At 68.0% G+C, this 19949-nt stretch carries 15 protein-coding genes; 5 read left to right on the top strand and 10 right to left on the bottom strand.

Annotation, left to right across the window (positions count from 1 at the left end; translation table 11 throughout):
• Positions 1-27 precede the first annotated feature (27 nt).
• The 3 genes from CXY81_RS05775 to CXY81_RS05765 form a co-directional block, all read right to left on the bottom strand.
• Positions 28-1698: an ABC-F family ATP-binding cassette domain-containing protein gene (locus CXY81_RS05775; RefSeq protein WP_104194273.1), complete on the bottom strand. Its 1671-nt coding sequence runs from the start codon at positions 1696-1698 to the stop codon at positions 28-30.
• A 105-nt stretch (positions 1699-1803) separates the two neighbouring features.
• The gene (locus tag CXY81_RS05770) at positions 1804-2934 is read right to left on the bottom strand and encodes a nucleoside hydrolase (RefSeq protein WP_158252010.1); all 1131 of its coding nucleotides are present in this window, start codon (positions 2932-2934) and stop codon (positions 1804-1806) included.
• Between the two features lie 56 nt (positions 2935-2990).
• Positions 2991-4385: an MFS transporter gene (locus CXY81_RS05765; protein ID WP_104194271.1), complete on the bottom strand. Its 1395-nt coding sequence runs from the start codon at positions 4383-4385 to the stop codon at positions 2991-2993.
• Between the two features lie 114 nt (positions 4386-4499).
• Between CXY81_RS05765 and CXY81_RS05760 the strand changes: the two genes are divergently transcribed.
• Positions 4500-5318 (top strand): GntR family transcriptional regulator, encoded by an 819-nt coding sequence (locus CXY81_RS05760; RefSeq protein WP_104194270.1) that lies wholly within the window; start codon positions 4500-4502, stop codon positions 5316-5318.
• 9 nt (positions 5319-5327) lie between these two features.
• Here the strand turns inward: CXY81_RS05760 and CXY81_RS05755 are convergent, their stop codons facing one another.
• The 3 genes from CXY81_RS05755 to CXY81_RS05745 form a co-directional block, all read right to left on the bottom strand.
• The gene (locus tag CXY81_RS05755; RefSeq protein WP_104194269.1) at positions 5328-9377 is read right to left on the bottom strand and encodes an SCO7613 C-terminal domain-containing membrane protein; all 4050 of its coding nucleotides are present in this window, start codon (positions 9375-9377) and stop codon (positions 5328-5330) included.
• Positions 9272-10039 carry a hypothetical protein gene (locus CXY81_RS05750; protein ID WP_104194268.1) on the bottom strand — a complete coding sequence of 256 codons (768 nt, stop codon included), beginning with the start codon at positions 10037-10039 and terminating at the stop codon, positions 9272-9274. Before CXY81_RS05750 ends, CXY81_RS05755 begins: the two co-directional genes overlap by 106 nt.
• A gap of 123 nt (positions 10040-10162) precedes the next feature.
• Complete coding sequence (locus CXY81_RS05745; protein ID WP_104170683.1) at positions 10163-10978, bottom strand: alpha/beta fold hydrolase; 816 nt, start codon at positions 10976-10978, stop codon at positions 10163-10165.
• A 395-nt stretch (positions 10979-11373) separates the two neighbouring features.
• Between CXY81_RS05745 and CXY81_RS16340 the strand changes: the two genes are divergently transcribed.
• Entirely contained in the window at positions 11374-11523 is a 150-nt protein-coding gene (locus CXY81_RS16340; protein ID WP_158252009.1) for a hypothetical protein, read from the top strand.
• Between the two features lie 225 nt (positions 11524-11748).
• Here CXY81_RS16340 and CXY81_RS05740 read toward each other — a convergent pair whose 3' ends face one another.
• Complete coding sequence (locus CXY81_RS05740; RefSeq protein ID WP_104194267.1) at positions 11749-12402, bottom strand: CHRD domain-containing protein; 654 nt, start codon at positions 12400-12402, stop codon at positions 11749-11751.
• A 28-nt stretch (positions 12403-12430) separates the two neighbouring features.
• Between CXY81_RS05740 and CXY81_RS05735 the strand changes: the two genes are divergently transcribed.
• The gene (locus tag CXY81_RS05735; protein WP_104194266.1) at positions 12431-15337 is read left to right on the top strand and encodes an AMP-binding protein; all 2907 of its coding nucleotides are present in this window, start codon (positions 12431-12433) and stop codon (positions 15335-15337) included.
• Positions 15338-15385: 48 nt separating this feature from the next.
• On the opposite strand, the gene CXY81_RS05730 is transcribed toward CXY81_RS05735, so the two are convergent.
• On the bottom strand, positions 15386-16087 hold the full coding sequence (locus CXY81_RS05730; RefSeq protein WP_104194265.1) for a DUF4386 domain-containing protein: 702 nt from the start codon (positions 16085-16087) through the stop codon (positions 15386-15388).
• 114 nt (positions 16088-16201) lie between these two features.
• Here CXY81_RS05730 and CXY81_RS05725 point away from each other — a divergent pair, with 114 nt between their 5' ends.
• Positions 16202-16888, top strand: coding sequence for a TetR/AcrR family transcriptional regulator (locus CXY81_RS05725; RefSeq protein ID WP_199180926.1), 687 nt, complete (start codon positions 16202-16204; stop codon positions 16886-16888).
• Positions 16889-16961: 73 nt separating this feature from the next.
• Here CXY81_RS05725 and CXY81_RS05720 read toward each other — a convergent pair whose 3' ends face one another.
• Positions 16962-18002, bottom strand: coding sequence for a hemolysin family protein (locus CXY81_RS05720; protein WP_104170678.1), 1041 nt, complete (start codon positions 18000-18002; stop codon positions 16962-16964).
• Positions 17995-19362, bottom strand: coding sequence for a hemolysin family protein (locus CXY81_RS05715; protein ID WP_104170731.1), 1368 nt, complete (start codon positions 19360-19362; stop codon positions 17995-17997). The genes CXY81_RS05720 and CXY81_RS05715 overlap by 8 nt, the downstream gene beginning before the upstream one ends.
• A gap of 149 nt (positions 19363-19511) precedes the next feature.
• Here CXY81_RS05715 and CXY81_RS16040 point away from each other — a divergent pair, with 149 nt between their 5' ends.
• Positions 19512-19883: a hypothetical protein gene (locus CXY81_RS16040; protein WP_146067629.1), complete on the top strand. Its 372-nt coding sequence runs from the start codon at positions 19512-19514 to the stop codon at positions 19881-19883.
• The last annotated feature ends 66 nt before the right edge of the window (positions 19884-19949 follow it).

The following is a 19949-nucleotide window of genomic DNA, read 5'->3' as shown; positions in this document are numbered from 1 at the left end:
TCCGCCAATCGGATAGGGGCCACTCACCTACGCCTCGGTCACCTGGCCGTTGTCCACCCGCCAGCGCCGGTCCGTGTGCACGTTGGCCAGCATCCGTCGGTCGTGGGTGACCAGCAGCAGCGTGCCCTCGTAGGACCCGAGGGCCTGCTCGAGCTGCTCGATGGCCGCCAGGTCGAGGTGGTTGGTGGGCTCGTCGAGCACCAGTAGATTGATGCCGTGCGCCTGCAGCAGCGCCAGGCCGGCACGGGTGCGCTCGCCGGGGGAGAGGTCCGCGGCCGGACGGTTGACGTGGTCGGCCTTGAGGCCGAATTTTGCGAGCAGGGTGCGCACCTCGGCCGTGGACAGATCGGGCACGAGTTCCTCGAAGCTGGTGGCGAGGGGCCGGGTGCCATCGAGTTGGGCCCGGGCCTGGTCGATTTCGCCAATGCTGACGCTGGCACCGAGGCTGGCCGTGCCGGCATCCGGAACCTGATGCCCCAACAGCGCGCGCAGCAGCGTGGACTTGCCGGCCCCGTTGGGCCCGGTGATGCCGATGCGCTCACCCGCGTTGACCTGCAGCGACACCGGGCCGAGGGTGAAATCGCCCTGGCGGAGCACCGCGTTGCTCAGCGTGGACACCACCGAACTCGAGCGGGGCGCGGACCCGATCGTAAAGTCGAGCTGCCACTCCTTGCGCGGCTCGTCGACCTCCTCGAGGCGCGCGATGCGGCTCTCCAGCTGCCGCACCTTCTGCGCCTGCTTCTCGCTGGATTCGGCGGATGCCTTGCGTCGGATCTTGTCGTTGTCGGGCGCATTCTTCATGGCGTTCCGCACGCCCTGGCTTGACCATTCGCGTTGGGTGCGAGCCCGGCCCACGAGGTCGGCCTTCTTCACGGCAAACTCGTCGTAGTGTTCGCGCTTGTGCCGGCGGGACGTTTCGCGCTCCTCCAGATAGGAGTCGTAGCCGCCGCCGAAGACCCGGTTTGCCCCCTGGACGAGGTCGAGTTCGAGCACGCGCGTCACGCAGCGCGCCAGGAACTCACGGTCGTGGCTGACGAGCACGACGCCGCCGCGGAGGCCGGTGACGAAGGACTCCAGGCGTTCCAGGCCGTCGAGGTCGAGGTCGTTGGTGGGTTCGTCGAGCAGAACGATGTCGAAGCGCGACAGCAGAAGGGCGGCCAGTCCGACCCGCGCGGCCTGCCCGCCGGACAGAGACGTCATCAGGGTGTGCTCGGCGAGCTCGGTGGCGAAAGTGAGACCGAGGCCGGCGAGCACCACGGGCATCCGTTCATCGAGATCGGCGGCGCCGCTGGCCAGCCAGCGCTCGAGGGCGGCCGAGTACGCGTCGGCCGGGTCGAGGCCGTCGGGTCGCGGGCTCGGTGATGCATCGCCGAGAGCGGATGCCGCGTCGTCCATCTCTAGGGTCGCCTGGGCGCAGCCGGTGCGCCGGGCGATGTAACCGGCCACGGTCTCACCGGGCACACGCTCGTGCTCCTGCGGCAGGCAGCCGACGAAGGCATCGGCCGGGGCGAGGCTGACGGTGCCGGACTGCGGTTCGGCCAGGCCCGCAAGCAAGCTCAACAGCGTGGACTTGCCCGATCCGTTCACACCGACGACACCCACGACGTCGCCGGGCGCGACGGTGAGGTCGAGGGAATCGAAGAGTGTGCGGTGCGCGTACCCGCCGCTCAGGCCCTTGGCCACGAGTGTTGCGGTCATTCGTCTATTTTCTCAGACTGGCACTGCGGTTGCGCGCGTCACGGCGTGTTGCGAAAGTCTTCAAGAAGAGCGGCTCGACGGATGCCGACGGATGCAGACGGCGGCTCAGGCTGGTACCGGTTCCGCCTGCCTACGGGTCCGAGCGGGCGCCTGTGCTCGGGCTCCGGACGGAGCCTGAGCCTGACCCGGAACAACAACGGCGTTAGCGGCAGCCGGCACGAAAGCCTGAGCCGAAGTCGCAGCGGGGGCGAGGGTGAGGATTCGTTCCAGGAGCAGCGTCGCGGCGTTTCGCCGGATGGACAGCACGACCCGGGCCTCGTGCGGATTCTGCCCGGCAGGCCCCGCGGTGACAGGCCCCCCGGCCCCCGCCTCCACCTTGGCGAAGTGGGTCTGGCCGTGGCGCGGGCCGGCGCTCATGTCCACGCAGATGCGCAGTGTCGGCGCCCGCTCGGCCTCAAGAGCGCCGGTTGCGAAGGCCGCGGCGATGGAGGTATGCAGGGCGAAACGCCGCGTGCTGAACTGCGTGCCGCACTGCGTCAGGCAGGTGCCGATCATGGCGGCCAGTGCCTGCTGGGTCAGCCCCGAGGCCGAGGCGAGTGCCCGCCGGTGGGTCTCGTCGAAGGTGTGCGGCGCCGTCGCGTCGAGCGGGACCACGGTCACCGGCCAGCTGGCCGCGAAGACGTCCGCGGCGGACGTGGGGTCGGCGGCGATGTTGCCCTCGGCGAATTTGCCGACGTTGCCGGGCGCGAAGACGGCGCCGCCCATGATGGTGACGCGACGCACGAGCCGGGGAAGTTCCGGGTCGAGGCAGAGGGCCTCGGCCAGGTTCGTCAGCGGGCCGACCGCGATGACCTCCAGTTCGCCGGGATACTCGTGCGCCAGCCGGATCAGCAGCTCCGTGGCGCTGTCGTCGACTGGGTGCCGCCGCGAGCGGGGCAGCAGCACGTCCCCGATCCCGTTGCGGCCGTGCATGTGGGCGGTCCCGCGCCGGGAGATCCCGCTGACGGGCTCCCAGACGCCGACCGCGACCGGGATATCGTCACGCCCGGCGGTCGCGAGCAGGCTCAGGGTGTTCGCCGCGGCGACGGCCGGGTTGACGCATCCGCTCACCGTGCCGATCCCGACCAGACGGATGCCCGGTGTCGCCAGCAAGAACGCAAGCGCCATCGCATCGTCGATCCCGGTGTCGCAGTCGAGGTAGATCGGGCGGGGGTGGGGAGCCGTCGTGGGAGTCATCGTTGACCATCCGTTCTCATCGTGCTGGTTCAGGGGTTCAGAAGTGATGCGGGAGTTCATGCGGCGGGGCGCAGAATCAGGGAGGCCAGGAAGGATGCCAGGGTGAGGCCCGCGGAGATCCACAGGGCCGTCTGGAAGCCGGCGACCGTGCCCGCGGCCACGACCGGGGCGACGAGGGCGATGCCGATGCCGATGCCGATGCCGAAGCAGGCGCCGTTCAGGCCGGGCAGGGCCCCGCGGGCCTCGGGCGGCGAGTTGAGCACGGAGACGCCGTTGACCGAACTCTGGAACAGGCCGAGGTAGAAGACGCCCATCACGATGAGCAGGCTGAAAACCAGCCAGCGGTCCATCGCGAACACGGCCAGGCCGACCGTGATCAGGGTGATGACGCCGCTGCTCAGCCGCAGCGCGGTGATCCAACCGATCCGCACGGCGATCCAGCCGGAGAAGATCGCCGCGGTGACGCCGACGAACGCGGTCGGGGTGAGGTAGAGCAGCGCCGACATCGAGGCGGAGAGCCCGTAACCCACCTGATTGTTCTGGCTGAGCAAGACCACGGTGAAGTTGAGCGCGGAGAAGACCCCGGCCAGGGTGAGCACCGTGGACAGCAGGAGCGGCCACACCTGGCGGGAACGCAGCGCGTGGATGGGAATGAGCGGCCGTCGGGTGCGCCTCTCAACGAGCACGAAGACGACCGCGCTGACGACCGCCCCGACGAGGTAACTGAGCGTGAGCGGGTCGGCCCAGCCTGACGACGACGCCTGCGAGATCAGGCTCGTGAGCAGCACCAGAAACAGGGACAGGATGCCGGCACCCCACCAGTCCATTGACCCGTCCTGGGTGCGCGGCTCATCCTGCGAAATGAAGAGTGCGACGCAACTGATTGCGACCAGCCCGAGGCCGAGGGTGATCACGAAGAGGAACCGCCAGCCGATGGTGTCGGTCACGAAGCCGCCGAGGAAGCCGTCGACGCCGAACAGGCCGCCGTTGACCGAGGTGATAATGCCGACCGAGATGCCGAACAGGCGGCTGTTCAGGCGCTCCGAGAGTAGGAGGAAGGAGATCGTGAAGGTGGCGTTGGACGCGCCCTGCAGCACCCGGCCGAGCAGCAGCAGTGGGAGGCTCGGTGCGAGGGCGCAGATGACGGTGCCGATCAGCAGCAGCGTCAGTACGATCACGAGGCTGCGCTTGCGGCCGAGGAAATCGCTCCAGCGGGAAAAGACCATGCCGAAAACGGCGCCGGAAAGGAAGAACACCGACTGCACCCGGGCGACATCCTGCATGCTCTCGCCCAACTGGGCGCCGACGGCTGGCAAGGCGGCGGAGAGGAGGGTGGCATTCAGCTGGAACGTCAGGATCGCCAGGACCAGCGTGCCGATCAACACCCCGGGAGCCCGGGGAGCGCGGGCGCGCCCCATTACGGGAGCGGCTTCGGAGGAAAGCACGAGCATGACATGACTCCTTCATTGGAGCAAACACAAGGTCGACACGCTCAGTGTACATGCTTGTTATACAAGTGCGTAAGATCACACGATAGGCTCGACTCACCGACCAGGGGAGAACGAATGGATCGACGCACGGAGGCGGCCCTGGCAGGTCCGCTCGAGACCAATGGAGCTCTGCCGCTGCGGGTGGCGGTGTACTCGCGCATCACCGAGGCGATCCGCAACGGATCCCTGCCGATCGCCTCTCTGCTCCCATCGGAGTCCGAGCTCGGCACGGCGATGGGCGTCAGCCGCACGGTCGTGCGGGAGGCCCTCATGCTTCTCGAGGAGGACCGCTTCGTGCGCTCGCGCCGGGGCATCGGGCGCTTCGTCGCCGACCGGCTGCCTCACCTCGGGCTGCAGAAGATCCGTCCGATCGAGGAGCTTCTCAGCGAGACCGGACCGACCGTGCACGTTCGCCGCACCCAGACTGCGCTGCAGTCCGCGTCGCCCGCGTTCACTGCGGACGCCGTCGGCATCCGCACCGACGAGGCCTCATGGTTTCTCGAGAGCGTCATCACCCGGGAGGGTGCACCCATCGCCCTGATCCAGGAGCACGTGCCGGGAGATCGCCTGAGCCGGCTCGGCGAGGCGGCGGTGGCGGCCGTGTCCGAGGCAGGCGTCGACGCGAACGCCCAGGGTGACGCGGGAGATGCGGGACACAGTGCGCTCGCCGCGCTGATCGCGGTGCTCGGTCCGATCTTCGGGCCCGGCGAAACCGACATCACGCTCGGTGTTCCCGGTGCCACACGCGGCAAGCTGCTCGGGCTGCCGGCCAGCAGTCCGGTGCTCATCCTCACCCAGACTCTCGACCACGACGGGCGCCCGTTCTATCTCTCGAAGGCCCTGATCAACACCGACTTCGTGCAGCTGACGATCAGCCACGCGGTGCAGTCCTGAGCCGGGCCGCTACCGCAGCGCCGAGATAGTCATCGAGATCGCCTTGAAGTTCGCGATCCGCTGCTCGTAGCGGGCCGCGAGCACGATCAGGATGACGCCGCCCACGCCCAGCCACAGCCACCACGGCACCGCGCCGTAGGCCAGCGAGATCCAGGGCCAGAGCTGCGCGACCGCGTGCAGCATCAGCACGATCGCGCCGATCACGAACGGAGCCTGCAACTTGCGCACGGCACCGACCACGATCACCACGGTGGCAACGAGGCCGAGGCCCACCACCCGCCAGAGCGGGCTCTCGGTGATGTCGAGCAGCACCGACGGAACGAGCAGCACGAGCAGCCCGGGAGCAAGCCAGCGCCGGCTGCGCGCGGCCGGCGTGACGTCGAGGTGCAACCAACCGGTGGCCAGCAGGGCGATGGCCAGAGGAACGCTCACGATCTCCACCGTGGCCGGCGCCGCGTACGCGGACCCGGCGACCACGGCGCCACCGCCAGCCCCGATTGCCACCCAGGCGACCATCCGGCCCAGTCGGCTGTCGTCGTACCAGAACGCCGCCAGGTGCAGCGCGGAGAAAGTCCAGACGAGCAGGATCACCCGGATGGTCGCCAGCGGCTCGTAGCCGAGTGCGGCCACCTCGGCCGCGAGAACCCCGACGATCGCCAGGACCAACAGGACGTAACCGAGGCGCAGCGCGGGGGCATCCGTCGCTTCGCCGCGGCCCGGGCCGGTACCCTCATCGGTGCGCCGGGTGACGGTGACGAGACCTGTGCCGACGGCCGCCAGGATCAGCGCCGAGGGCAGCAGCCATGCCTCGAGCCGGGTGTCGGGGCCGTTCGGCGCGAGCTCGAGCAGCGGCTGGATGCGGGATGCGGCCGTGAGCACAACCGTGAGCGCGCCGACGCCGAGGGCCGGCCAGGCGAGGGATTCCCAGCGCGGCCGGACCAGGAGGAGCGCCCCGCTGACGGCGAACGCACCGCCGATGGTCAGGGCCAGCACGGGGCGGAGGAGATCGCCCGTGCCGCCGACCACCGCGCCGGGCAGCAGGGTCAGGGCCAGTCCGGCCGTGATCCAGCCGGCCCGCACGGCGACCGGCGCCTCGGTGTCGGCCGGTCGCGCGCGCCCGGCGAGCACCTGGCCGACGACGATAGCGAGGCCGAGCGGCACGGTCACGAACTCGAACGGTTCGGTGGCTTGCGTCCCAACAGCGCTCACCAGGGCGAACCCGGCCAGCCCCGCCGCAACCCAGCCGACGGCCATGGTCAAGGGCGCGCGCAGCCGCCACGCGGCCAGCACGTGCACGACCCCGAGGGCGAGCACGAGAACGGATGCACGCACCGCGGTCACGGCGGCGTCATCGGTCATATCGGCCCCGGTGAAGGCGGCAATCTCGGCCGTCGTCACGGTCGCCAGCGCCAGCACGAGCAGCGTGATGCTCGCGATGGTGCGCGGACGGAGGGTCGCGGGGTCGGTGCGGGCGCCGATCAGGAACGCCCCCGCCGCCGCGGCAGCGAGCGGGAACAACCAGCATTCGAGCCGCGCATCGGGTGCGCCGGGTGCGCCGAGCACGCGCATCAGCTGCACGATGCTGGTCACCAGGAGCCCGATTGCTCCGCTCGTCCAGGCGGCGGCAAGGTACGCCGATCGTGATGGCCCCCAGCGCGCGGCGGCAGAGCCCAGCAGCAGCACGCCGCACGCCGCGGCCATGGCGATCGGACGCGCGGGCGAGCCGGAGGCCGAGGCGAGCGCCAGCGGCACGATCGCCACGAGCAGGCCGGCCAGGGTGAGCAGCGCCGCGGCCGGGCTTGCCGCTGCAGCCCGAGGGGTGCGGCCGAACCGGCGGATCAGCACGGCCAGGACCAGCAGCATGCCGGCGACCGGGAGCACGTATGGCACAGGGGCCTCGGTGCCGACGTGGTTCAGCCCGACCCAGAGGCCGGCCGTGCCGAGCAGCAGGGCGAGCCAGCCAAGATGGCGTCGCGGTGACCGGGAGCCGAAGAGCCCGTCCGGGGCGATCGCCGTGACGAGGGCGGTCCCGCCGACCAGCAGCAGCACGAGCCAGGCGAGGGGGCTCCCGGCGGCGAGAGTCAGGAGAGTGCCGGGAACCAGAATCAGGCCCGCGCCGGCCTCGAGGGCGAGCCGGTCCGTCCGCCCTTGGGTGTTCGAGGCCGTGTCACGTGCCCCCACCGTGTCGAGTACGAGGCCGAGGGCGCAGACGAGTAAGGCCGCGGTCGCGACGGCGATGCCGTCCACGGGCGCGGGGGCATCCGTGGTCTGCCGCACGGACCAGATCAGCGCGAGCAGCGTTGGCGCGGCTGCGCCGAGGGCCACGACACGCTCGATCCGTGCGGTGCCGGAGTAGACGTGCAGCCGCAACCAGATTCCGATGGCGCCGAGCAGGATCACCGTGGGCACGACCGCCACGGCGGGGGAGCCCAGCAGCAGCGCGGCGCGAACGCCGGCCGGCAGGGTCTCCGCGAGACCGGTGACCGGTAGGGCGACGGCCGCCACGGTCGGGGCCAGCAGCGCCCAGAATGCCCAGCGGCGCTCGGTGTCGGTGAGGATGCGGCCCGCGGGGAATGACACCGCGAGCTGCAGCAGGGCGGTCGCGAGTGCGAGGGCGCGCAGGCCGTCGACGATGAGGGCCGTTTCAGAGGGTGGGGCCGCCAGCGTCAGGGCCCACGGCGTGACGACGGCGGCGACGAGCGTGAGCAGGGTGGCCCCGGCCAGGAGGATGCCCCGGCCGACGGCGGCCGTGCCGCGACCAAGCAGCAGCCGGGCGACGAACAGCGCCAGAATCGCCGAGACGGAGCCGATCCACCAGGTGCTGCTGCTGTGCCAGCTGATGATGTAGCCGAACGTCTCGGCCAGGATCAGGAAGGGCACGATCACGGGCCGGAATGTGCCGAGCGGCAGCCGACCCCGGCGGTTCAACAGCAGCACGACCAGCGCGAGCGTGCCGAGGAGCGCGTAGAGCCCGGTCACCACGGCGAGCGGGCCGATGAAGGGCACCAGGAACACCGTGACACCCATGAACAGCGAGGCGACCACCCTTCGACGGGGTTTCAGGATGCCGCCCAGCGCCCAGGTGAGACCGGCGAGCCCTCCGACGGCGGCCAGGGTGCCGAGTGCCCAGGCGTTGTGTGCCACGTTCACTTCCATCGGCTCGTCGCTGGCGGCAAGCCCGCTCAGAAGTGCGACTCCCAGCGGCCAGGCCGCATAGCCGACGACGAGGATCGCCGCGTTTGCCGCGACCACGGCGGCGGTCACCCCGGCCCAGATCGCGGCCAGGCGGGTCGGACCCACGGCACGACGCCGCGCGTATAGTTCGGCGGCGAGCGAAAGCGCCGCCGCGATCAGGATCGGCAGGATCAGCATCAGGGTCAGATTCTCGGCGCGGCCGGCCCCGATCGGGGCGATGGTGGTGACGGCCAGGGCGGCGAGGGCGGCTAAGCCGTAGGCGAACCTGCGGTAGCTCGCCGCGGCATCCGCCCGAGGCAGGATCACGAGCACGTGCAGCAGGGCCGCGACCGCGACGGCGCCCAGGGTCCAGAGCGGGGCGAGCACGATGGCCTCGTCGACGAACGGGGCGGTGGTGCCGGCACCGACCAGTGCGAGCGCGGTCAGCACGAGGAGGGCCAGGCGCTCCGGTGCACGATCGACCGACGGCCAGTAGCGGTGTCCCGCGCCAGCGGCCGGTGCGGCCGGTGCGGTATGCGCATCCGGTGCGGCCGGTGTGGCCGGCACGGCGGCCGGGCTCGGCAGGGTGAAACGGTGGAGCAGCGCACCCACCGCGGCGCCCAGGAACCCGAGGTAGAGGCGGGTTTCGTCCGGCTGTCCGGCGGCGAGACCGGCGACGAGCAGGCCGAGTCCCGGTGCGGCGACCGCGAAACCGGCCACGCTGGCGACCCGGAGTCCGGACACCGCGTGCCAGCCGAGGAACAGCGCGGTGCAGACCGTCAGCGTGACGCCCCAGTAGGCCGGGCCGTCCGCGGAGGCGAGACCGAACAGGTCGTTCGCACGCAGCGCCCAGGCGTCGAGGAGCACGAGCACCACGGCGAGCACGCCGATTCCCTCCGCCTGGCGACGAGCCGTCTGCGCCGCAGAACGCCGGATGTGACGAGCGCGGCGACGGTGAACAGCGCGATGATCGCCGAGCGCGCCTCGAGTCCGGCGAAGATCCAGGCCACCGTGAGGAAGAAGATCGCGGCCACCGAGACCAGAGTCACACCGACCAGGAGTAGCAGCACCTGCACGCTCGAGCGCCGCGGAGCGGCGGGAACGGACTCCGGGGCTGGCGGGCGCGCGCCGGCCGGCGGTCGGGGAGGCGTGAGTGTGGGCGCGGTGGGCGCGGCGGGCGGGATCGCGAGCCGGGGTGGGGTGACCGGGGTGGCCGGAGCGACTGGAGTGCTGAGCGCTGCGGTGGCAGCCGCGGCGCTGTCGGCCAGGCGCTGCGCAGCCGTCCGCGCTTCGGCGAGGTCGAACCGGATACGCCCGATCAGTTCCCGGCGGCGGTCGAGCGAGGCGGCGGCATCCGTCGATGCGGTCAGCACCTGCACCGCGGCCGGGTGCCGGAGGTCGAGCCCGCAGCTCGAACAGACGGAGGAATGCAGCAGGGCGCGGCACGCCGGGCACCGGGTCGTATCGGTGAGTTCGGCCGCACTCCGCGGCCAGATGACAGTGCCCGCGAACTCCGCAAAGGAGTCGTCTGAATCGGTCCGTGACATCGTTGCCCCTCGCTGGATGAGAACTCCCCAAGGGTACTGGCCGGCCGTCCCGACCGGTTCGTGCGCGGTCAACCGGGGGAAAACCCGGCCGGCGCGGCCTTCGTGCGCCCCGGCAGCGCCGGACTAGAGCCGGTGCTCCGCCAGCCAATCCACGAGCACCCGATTGAAATCCGCCGGCCGTTCGACGCTCGGCAGGTGGGCGGTATCGCGGAAGGTGAAGCCGGTGACGTCAGGGAGCGTCGACAGGACGTACTCATATTCGGCGAGATGCGGGGTGATGTCGAACTCACCGACCGAGACGAACGCGGGTACCTCGATGTCGCTGACCTGGTTGAAAGCGGGCGGCTCGAGCGGAATCGGCGTCGGGGACTCTTCCGCATGCGCGGCGTTGACACGGCCCAGCGCGTAGGCGGTGGCTACGAATTCGGGGTCGAGGTCGGCCTCGGTGCGCAGTGGGCCGAACGCCCAGAGCGCCACCTCGAGGCGCACCAGACGGTGCCAGTCCTGGGCGTCGAACGCGGCATCCAGTTCGTCGAACCGGGCGTCCTCGAGATCGGTCAGTTCAACTTCGGGGAACCCGCTGGGCCCGGCTCCCACGGTCACCAGGCCGTCCACGCGGTCGGGGCTCTCCGTGGCCAGGTCGATGGCGGTCCCGCCTCCGCGAGAGCACCCGATCAGCGTGGCCGACGCCACCCCGAGGTGGTCGAGCACCGCGAGGGCGTCCGCGCGCGGCGAGAACTCCACGTTCTCGGTGGTCGTCTGGCCGCATCCGCGGCTATCGAAACGGATGACGAAGTGGCCGGCAGCCAGCGCGTCGATCTGCGGGTCCCACATGCGCAGATTGGCGATGCCGGCATGCAGCAAGAGGAGTGCCGGTGACGATACGTGGCCGGCCGTCTCGTAGTGGAGCGACGCGCCCGGAACGGTGAGGTGAGGCATGATTCAGCGTAGGCGTGCGGCGGGCGCCGCGGCAAGGGAATTACCGTGAGCGCACGAATCTGTGACCGCTGAATGCCGGCGACCCCAACCCGGGTGACGGGTGTGCAGGTGGACAAATTGACATCCATCGGGGCAAGAGTCACACTCGATATATCGACGCCGATCGATTAGTTGATTGTCTGCCGCTCTGGGCCACGACGTGGCCCCATGAATTGGACCCACGACCTGGGACCAGCGGATCAACCCCATGGCGCTCGCCCCAGAGTCGCGCGACGCCCCCATCAATGCCCCGTCACCTGCGCCGGGACTGAGCGGGCAAGTCCGAGGACTCTTGTGTCCCGGTTGCCCCGCGAACTCCTGCTCGCTTCGCGTGGCCGAAATATACGAGGAACACCATGAACGCGTACATCACGACCACCACCAACCTGGTCCTTCCTGTCGGTACCTACGTGACCGAATCAAGCGGCCGCATCCTCGCACCGAATGGATACGTGAGCACCGTTCGGTCAGACCTGACCGAGGGTCGATACGCGTCCCACAGCTGACACGAACTATACGTTCGCCGGGCCCCTACCGGGTGCCTCTCTCTTGTCCCCGAGACCAGCCGGATGACCCTGGCCGGTTCGCTCGCGAACGTGCGCCCGACCGACCCGCCGTTCCAGGCAACTCATGGCCATTCTCCCCGCGACAGTGATTCCGGCACGCCTATGGCCCATCCGGCAGGATGGGCCATAGGCGCTTTCAACCCAGAGTCGTGCTGAGGGTGTTGTCTATTCCAGGATGCCGCAGGCGGCCGGATCCGTTGCTTCTGCAGGCAGGTTCGGGTCGAGCTCGCTTGGACCCTGGCTGAAGTCATACTCGCCGTTGCCGTTGTAGTCGACGCCATGGATCACGACGACGCCTTCGCCCTCGCGGATGGAATCAGCGATCTCTTTCGCCGTTCCCGTTTCGCTGGGGCCGGGGTATCCGGTTCCCGCCACCTTGGTGATGTGGAGATTGTCGCGGCTGTAGTGGTAGCTGCCGCTCTCAGACACCGGGAAACGGGTGACGTCCAGGAAGCTGGCCGGTGAGGTGTCCCCTGTCGTCGTCAGTGAGACGACGACCGGTCCGTAGGCGGGAATCCCTTCCACGGTGTTCAGGCGGCCATCACCGTTGCTGTCCAGTGCGATGGTGGGGCACTCCATCTTCGCCTGGTTGCCGTAGTGAATATGTTGAGCGTGCGGGGCATCGGGCGTCAGCCCGGAGGCGTGCACTTCAATGTGCTTGATCTTCTGGTTGCGAACTGTCGCGGTTGCAGTTCCGGATGCCCCGGAGCCGTTGAGTTCCGTGAGGTTCGCGGTCAACGTCACCGTTTTGGGGGTGCGTTCGGATTGCGTGGTCTGCGCTTGAGCTGCTCCGGACCCGAGTACGGCTGCGGCGAACAACGCAACAGTCGAAACTCCGAGAATTCCGATGGAATGTCGTTTCACGATTTACTCCTTGGTCAGCGGTCAACGAGGAGATCCCGTTGATCATGAGTGGTTCGGAGCGGACAGTAATGAGGTTTGGTCATGTAGACAAGGCCGGGTGCGTGTCGGTCATCCGAGCAGGTCGCAGTTTTGCCGGTCCATCCACAGGGTTCTTGAACTAAGGTTAGCCTTGCCTCAGTTTGACTGCGGGGGAAAACTTCGACCAGAGACAGCCGTGCGCACCGACAAAACATCCGATGCATTCCTGCCCGCAAAAATATGTGCGGTAGAACCACTGAGGAGCACCCAACGCGACCCGGCGGGCGGTCTTGAGGCCCTCCGACTCCTCTCCGGTGATCCGTCCGCGACTGCCCTTGTGACCGCGAATGGAACCATAAACTACGCCGAACTGGACGAACTGGTCCGTGACCGGCGGGAATTATTGGGAGACGGCCGCCGACTTGTCATGGTGTCGTGCGCGAACGCCCTGGAGCCCCTGGTGACTTATCTCGCCGCGCTCGCGGCGGGGCATCCAGTTCTCCTCATCGCAGGCGACGGGGACGAGCCGAGCCAGGAGCGGAACAGGAACGGGCTCCTTGAGCGTTACGACCCCGACGTGGTTTTGGCGCCCGTCGGCGGCGAATGGCGTCTGGATGAGCGACGCGAGGGAAGCCGGCACACGTTGCACCCTGAGCTGGCACTGCTGCTCAGCACCTCGGGCTCGACAGGATCGCCGAAACTCGTTCGGCTGTCACGCGAGAATGTGCGCAGCAACGCGAGAAGCATCGCCGACTACCTCGCCCTGACCGAGCAGGACCGGGCGGCCACAACCCTGCCGATGCATTACTGCTACGGCCTCTCAGTCGTGAACAGCCACCTGATCTCCGGGGCGAGCCTGCTCCTCACCGAGCGTTCGGTGGTCGAGTCTGAATTCTGGAACGAGTTCGACGCGGCAGGGGCCACCTCCTTCGCCGGCGTTCCCTACACCTTCGACCTTCTCGATTCGACCGGATTCGCTGGGCGCCAACATTCGAGCCTGCGCTACATCACTCAGGCCGGCGGCCGGCTCGGCCCCGACCGGGTGCGCGATTACGCCCGGCTGGGGCAGGAACGTGGATTCGATTTCGTCGTCATGTACGGACAGACAGAGGCGACCGCACGGATGGCCTACCTGCCGCCGGAGTTGGCGGCGACCCGGCCTGAATCCATCGGAATCCCGATACCGGGCGGGCAGTTCCGCATCGACGACGCCGACGAGCACTCGGTCGGTGACCTCGTGTACACCGGGCCGAACGTCATGATGGGATACGCGGAGAGCCCGGAGGAACTCGCCGCTGGACCGACAGTGGGGGATCTGCGCACCGGCGATCTAGCCCGCCAGCACGACGACGGACTCTTCGAAATCGTCGGGCGGAGCAGTCGCTTCGTCAAGATATACGGCCTGCGGATCGACCTCGACCGGGTCGAACGGCTCCTTGACGACGACGGTGTCGAAGCGAGGGCGGTGAACCATGAGGAACGCCTTGTGGTCTTCGTGCGAGAGCGGTGGGCCCTCGGGCTCGTCGCGCCGATCGCCGCGGAGGCGCTTGGCTTGCCCGATCACAGCGTCCGGGTGCACCTTGTCGCGGAGTTCCCCCTGACGTCCAGCGGCAAGCCAGACACCGCGAGCCTGCTCCGGGAGGCGGCGCTCCTCGAGCGCAAAGTCCCGCTGGTGGATCGCAGAGGGACCGTGACGGCGGAGAATATTCGGGTGCTCTACTCAACCCTCCTCGACCGCCCGGATGCGGTCCTGGACGACAGCTTCGTCGCGCTGCACGGCGACTCGCTCAGTTACGTCGAGGTCTCGGTGCGGCTCGAGCAGATGCTCGGCACGCTCCCCAGGGACTGGCCCGCGAAATCGGCCCGGGAGTTGGCCAACCGCCGAACCGCACCGTCCGGGGCGCGACCCCGACGGTCGCTGGCGCGCATGGAGACATCCGTCTTGCTGCGGGCTATCGCCATCGCGCTCATCACGGGGACGCACGCCAACCTCTTCCACATACAGGGCGGTGCTCACCTGCTGCTCGGAATCCTGGGCTACAACCTGGCCCGATTCCAGTTCGCCGATGTACCTCGGCCGATGCGGCTCGGGAAGCTTCTGCGCAGCGCCGTCCAGATCTTCGTCCCGGCCGTGCTGTGGATCGGTGGAGTTGCCCTGATTGGAGGGATGTACGAACCCGCGACGGTCTTCATGCTGCACAACCTGCTCGGCGGCGACGAACGCTGGACGGTGCAATGGCAGTACTGGTTCCTGGAATCTGTCGTGTGGACGATCCTCGGCCTGGCGCTTCTCTTCTGCGTGCCCCAGCTCGACCGGATCGAGCGCCGATACCCCTTCGTCTTCGCGGCGTCCTTCTTTGCGGGGGCGCTTCTGCTACGCCTGCTGCTGACCGGAGGGGTCGAGGCCGGGCCGACCGAACGGTATTCGCTGCCGATCGTGCTCTGGCTCATCGCTCTCGGCTGGCTCATCGCACGTTCCACGGACGTCACGCGGCGGGTGCTGAGCTCGGCGGTCGTCGTGCTCTCCGTTCCGGGCTTCTTTGGCGACCCGGCCCGCGAGGCGACCACGATAGCTGGACTGCTTCTTCTCCTCTGGCTTCCGGCCGTGCCCCTCCCGCGGATTCTGGTGCCGGTGCTGAGCGTCGTGGCCTCGGCATCGTTGTTCGTATATCTCGTCCATTGGCAGGTCTTCCCGCTTTTCGGGAACGACGTACCGCTGCTCGCCACCCTCGCCTCCTTCGCGGTGGGTATCCTCGCCTGGCGAGGGTATTCCGCACTGAGCGCTTGGTGGACTCGTCATCCCGCGGTCGCAACCCGCACGCTTATGACCAATGTATTCGCGACAAGAACGTCGGCCGGTCGCCGGCGGTGACGTTGGGCTGGATGAGCGGGGCATAGTTCGGGGCGAGGTCGGGTGCGGTTAGGAACGCGGGAGACGTCGTCCCCCGATGAGCAGCCAGAAGATCATGGCGGTCTCGCCCACGAAGCCGAACAGGCCGAAGGTCGGGGTGAAAGCGGGTGCCACCACCAGGCCGATGAGGTCGGCAATGTAACCGATGCCGGCGAGACCGATCAGGATTCCAAAGACCTTCGGCATGAAGCCGGAGCGGATCGACAGATAGGCGATCAGGAGGAGATGCACCCCGAACAGGCCCAGGGCGGTGTTCCAGATCGACGAGAACGAGTCGATGTCGGCCAGCGCGGCTTCCGGGGTATCGAGGTCGTTGAAGGCGACCACGAGCCGGCTGAGGGCGACCATGAACCACCCGGCGAAAGCGATTCTGATCAACCCGGCAACAGCGGAGACAACACGGCTGACGGGCTTGAAGAGCGCGTAGGTGCCGGCGGCGACGACGACGTCCAGCACGACGACGACACACAGTGCGCCGATTCCGGCGAGCCACAGCGCCGGCGAGGCGGAAATGGCGTCGGTCGTCTTTTCCGCATCACCGGCGGTCACGAGGCCGTTGATGGCGATGAAATAACCAAAGATCGAGAGGAACACCATGGCCGTGAGGGCGGTGCCCGTTACGAGGGCCCCGGTTCGCTGCGCCCAGCGGAAGGGGTTGAGGGTGACAGCCGGCGCTGTGGTGCTGGGCGCGGGGTGAAGGTGAGTGGTCATGGCTCGTAATCCTTACTGTATCTGCGGCTAAAGCTTACGACGTATGCTTATAATGTAAGTAAAATATATGTACGTGGTAAGGTTTGTCAACGGCTATGAGTGCAGGAGAGAAACTTGGCAGCAGCACGTGAAGCAGCACCCGCACCCCGAGCTCGTTTGAACCGCGAGCGGGTGATCGCTACCGCCGTTCGCCTCGCCGACACTGAGGGGCTTGGAGCACTCACGATGCGGCGTCTGGGCGAGGACCTGAACGTGAAGGCCATGTCGATCTATAACCACGTGGCCAACAAGGATGACCTCATCAACGCCATGGCCGATGCGATCTTCAGCGAGATCGAATTGCCGTCACACAGCGATGAGTGGAAGCCGGCCATCCGAAAGCGCTCGATCTCATTCCGGGATGTCCTCGCCCGTCATGCTTGGGCTACGACCGTTCGTGACTCCGGAACGAACCCGGGACCGGGCACCCTCCGGCACCACGACCGGGTGATCGGAACCTTCCGCAACGGCGGTTTCTCGATCGAGAAGACGGCCCACGCGTTCTCCGCTGTCGACAGCTATATCTACGGGTTCGCGATGCAGGAGAAGAGCCTGCCCTTCAGCACGCCGGAAGAGACGGCAGTGATGGCCGCGATCATGCTGGCGCAGCTGCCCACAAGCGAGTACCCGTACCTGGCTGAACTCACGGCCGACCACGTCTTGAAGCCCGGATACTCCTATGGGGATGAATTCCTGGTCGGGCTCGACCTCATGCTCGACGGACTCGAGACCATGCGAGACACCGATCAGGCCTTTGAATGAATGAGGGCGTCATGAGACACACGTGACGGGCACCCATTGACATTCCACGCGGCAGCCGCGCCCCGGCCGTCACCTACACGGTGGTGGCGTCATCGACCTGGCCGACGAGCTCCTCGATGATGTCCTCGAGGAACAGAACGCCCGTGGCGACTCCGTCAGCGTCGAACGATGTGGCGACATGCGCACCGAGGCGCCGCATTGACGCCAGGGCATCCTCGAGCTCGCTGCCCCGGAACACGGAGGCCAGGCGACGGATGCGTTTGGCCGGCACCGGCTCCGTGAACGTGCTCCCGGAGGTGAGGTCCATCACGTCTTTCAGGTGCAGGTAGCCCGTGGGCTGCCCGTCGACGTCAGTGAGGATGTACCGGGAGTAGCCGTGCTGGGCGACGGCCCGCTGGATGTCGGCGGGTGACGCGGATGCCGGCAGGCAGACCATTGAGCCGATCGGCACCTCCACGTCGGAGACTCGCTTCGAGGTGAACTCGAACGCGGCGGAGAGGGTGCCCGAGGCATCCGTCAGCAGGCCCTCTCGGGTGGACTGCTCCACGATGCCGGCCACCTCGTCGAGGGTGAATGCGCTGGTCGCCTCATTCTTCGGCTGCACCTTGAACAGGCGCAGCACCCCGTTCGCCAGCCAGTTCAGGCTGACGATCACCGGGCTGAAGATGCGGGCGACGAGAACGAGCGGCGGCGCCAGGATGAGCGCGGCGCGGTCGGGCACGGAGAAGGAGATGTTCTTGGGCACCATCTCGCCGAACACCACGTGCAGGAACGTCACGAGCGCGAGCGCGATGGCGAAGGCGATCACGCTGATCGCGCGCTCAGAGAGTCCGGTCAGGGCCAGCGGGTACTCCAGCAGGCCGTGGATGGCCGGCTCGGACACGTTCAGGATCAGCAGCGAACACACGGTGATGCCCAACTGGCTGGTCGCCAGCATCAGAGTCGCGTGTTCCATCGCCCAGAGGGTGGTCTTCGCCGCCTTGTTGCCGCGGGCGGCGAGCGGCTCGATCTGCGACCGGCGGGCCGAGATCACAGCGAACTCGGCGCCCACGAAGAACGCGTTGACGGTCAACAACACGACGAGCCAGATCAGGCCCGGCCAGTACTCACTCATGGGTCAGGTCCTTCTGGATTCGGGTGACGATTCGGTCGTGTCTGGTGGCCAGGCTCGGATCGTGCTCGGGGTCTTCCGGGGTGTAGCGCACGCGCTGAACCTGCACGCCATCGACTCGGTCGATCCGCAGGATGCCCCCGTCGACGGGGACCTCGTCGCCGAGTTCGGGAATGCGGTCGAGCTGATCGGCGATGAAGCCCGCGACGGTCTCGTAGTCGCCGTCCTCGGGAACCGTGACGCCCGTACGATCGAACAGCTCGTCCGGCCGCCAGCCGGCGTCGAACACCACGGAACGCCCCGAACGGATGACGCCGGCTTTCGCCCGGTCATGCTCGTCTTCCAGCTCGCCCACGAGTTCTTCGACGAGGTCCTCGAGAGTGACAATGCCCGCCGTTCCGCCGTATTCGTCCGCGACGACCGCGATCTGGAAGCCCTGTCTGCGCAGCAGGCCCAGGAGCGTGTCGACGGCCATCGACTCGGGCACACGCAGTGCCTCCACCTTCAGCTCGTCGGCGGTGACCTGGTCGCGTTGCGCCAGCTCGACGGCGAAGGCCGCCTTGACGTGCAGCACCCCGACGATGTCGTCGGAATCCCTGTCGATCACGGGGAAGCGGGAGTAGCCGGTGGCCGTGGACAGGGCCAGGATGCTCTCGGCAGAGTCGGTGACCTTGACCGAGGACATCCGTACCCGGGGGGTCATGACGTCGTCGACCGTGTGGTTGGCAAAGCGCAGCGTGCGGTGCAGCATGGCCGCGTGGTCGTTGTCGAGCACGCCTTCCGTCGCGGACCGGCGCACGAGGAAGCTGAGCTCTTCGGCGCTGCGGGCACCCGAGAGTTCCTCTTTCGGCTCGATGCCGACCAGGCGGATCAGGGCGTTGGCGGTGTTGTTGAACAGCAGGATGACGGGCTTGAATACGGCGGTGAACAGGGCCTGCGGGGGCACCACGATCTTTGCCGTGCCCAGCGGCACAGCCAGGGCGAAGTTCTTCGGCACCAGCTCGCCGATCACCATGGAGAACAGGGTGGCCAGCGAAATGGCGATGATGGTGCCGAGCAGCGGCACGAGTCCTTCGGGCACGCCGGCGCCCGTGAGCGGCCCGGTCAGCAGCGAGCTGATGGCGGGCTCGAAGGTGAACCCGGTCAACAGGGTGGTCAGCGTGATGCCGAGCTGCGCGCTGGACAGGTGCGTGGAGGTGATCTTCAGGGCCTTGATGGTCGGGCCGAGGCGTTTCTCGCCGCGTTCCTGCCGGGCCTCGAGCTCGTTGCGGTTCAGGGTGACCAGGGAGAATTCGGCGGCGACGAAGATGCCCGTTCCGACGGTGAGGAGAAGCCCGACCCCCACCATCGCCCACTCAAACAGCATGTGGCCCTCTCAGATTCGGGCGCAGGATGTCGAGGCGTGGCTGGATGGGCGAGGGTTTATCAGGGTCCATGAGGAGGGTAAGACTATCGGGCGGTGCCCGGCTGTGGCTGGGAAACTCTCGGTTCCGGCCTCCCTAAGCTCGTCGCGTGGGCGGTGTTCTGGTCGGCTTCTCCATCATCGGATTCGTGATCCTGGTACGCTATCTCGTCGATCTCCTCGGCATCATCGGCGTCGGCGCCGGGCTGGCCATCAACCGGGTGTTCTTTCACACTCCGATGGCTGAAACCGTGCTGGGTGCGGCTGCTCCTGACGTTCGGCATGTCGTTGCACGGGGAGCGCCTGCTCAAGGCGGGGTCGGGGCGCAAACGCGTGGCGGCGGCATCCGTCATCAAGGGGGTCGTGATGCCGGTGGTGCCTACATCTTCGGCCGGTTCGTCTCCGGCTGGACGCTGCGGAGCTGTTCGCGGTGGTGGCCGTCGCGGCGCTGCCTGCCCCGATCTAGCTGTTGTTCCCACTGACGTTGTGAGCACGGTTGATGGGTGATTTGCCGCCGATGCCGGTATGGGGTCTGTGGTGATTGTAGC

Source organism: Cryobacterium sp. M25 (assembly GCF_002929635.1).
Taxonomy (GTDB): Bacteria; Actinomycetota; Actinomycetes; order Actinomycetales; family Microbacteriaceae; genus Cryobacterium; species Cryobacterium sandaracinum.
Note: the sequence above shows the minus strand (reverse complement) of the source record. Positions and strands in the feature narration are given on the sequence as shown.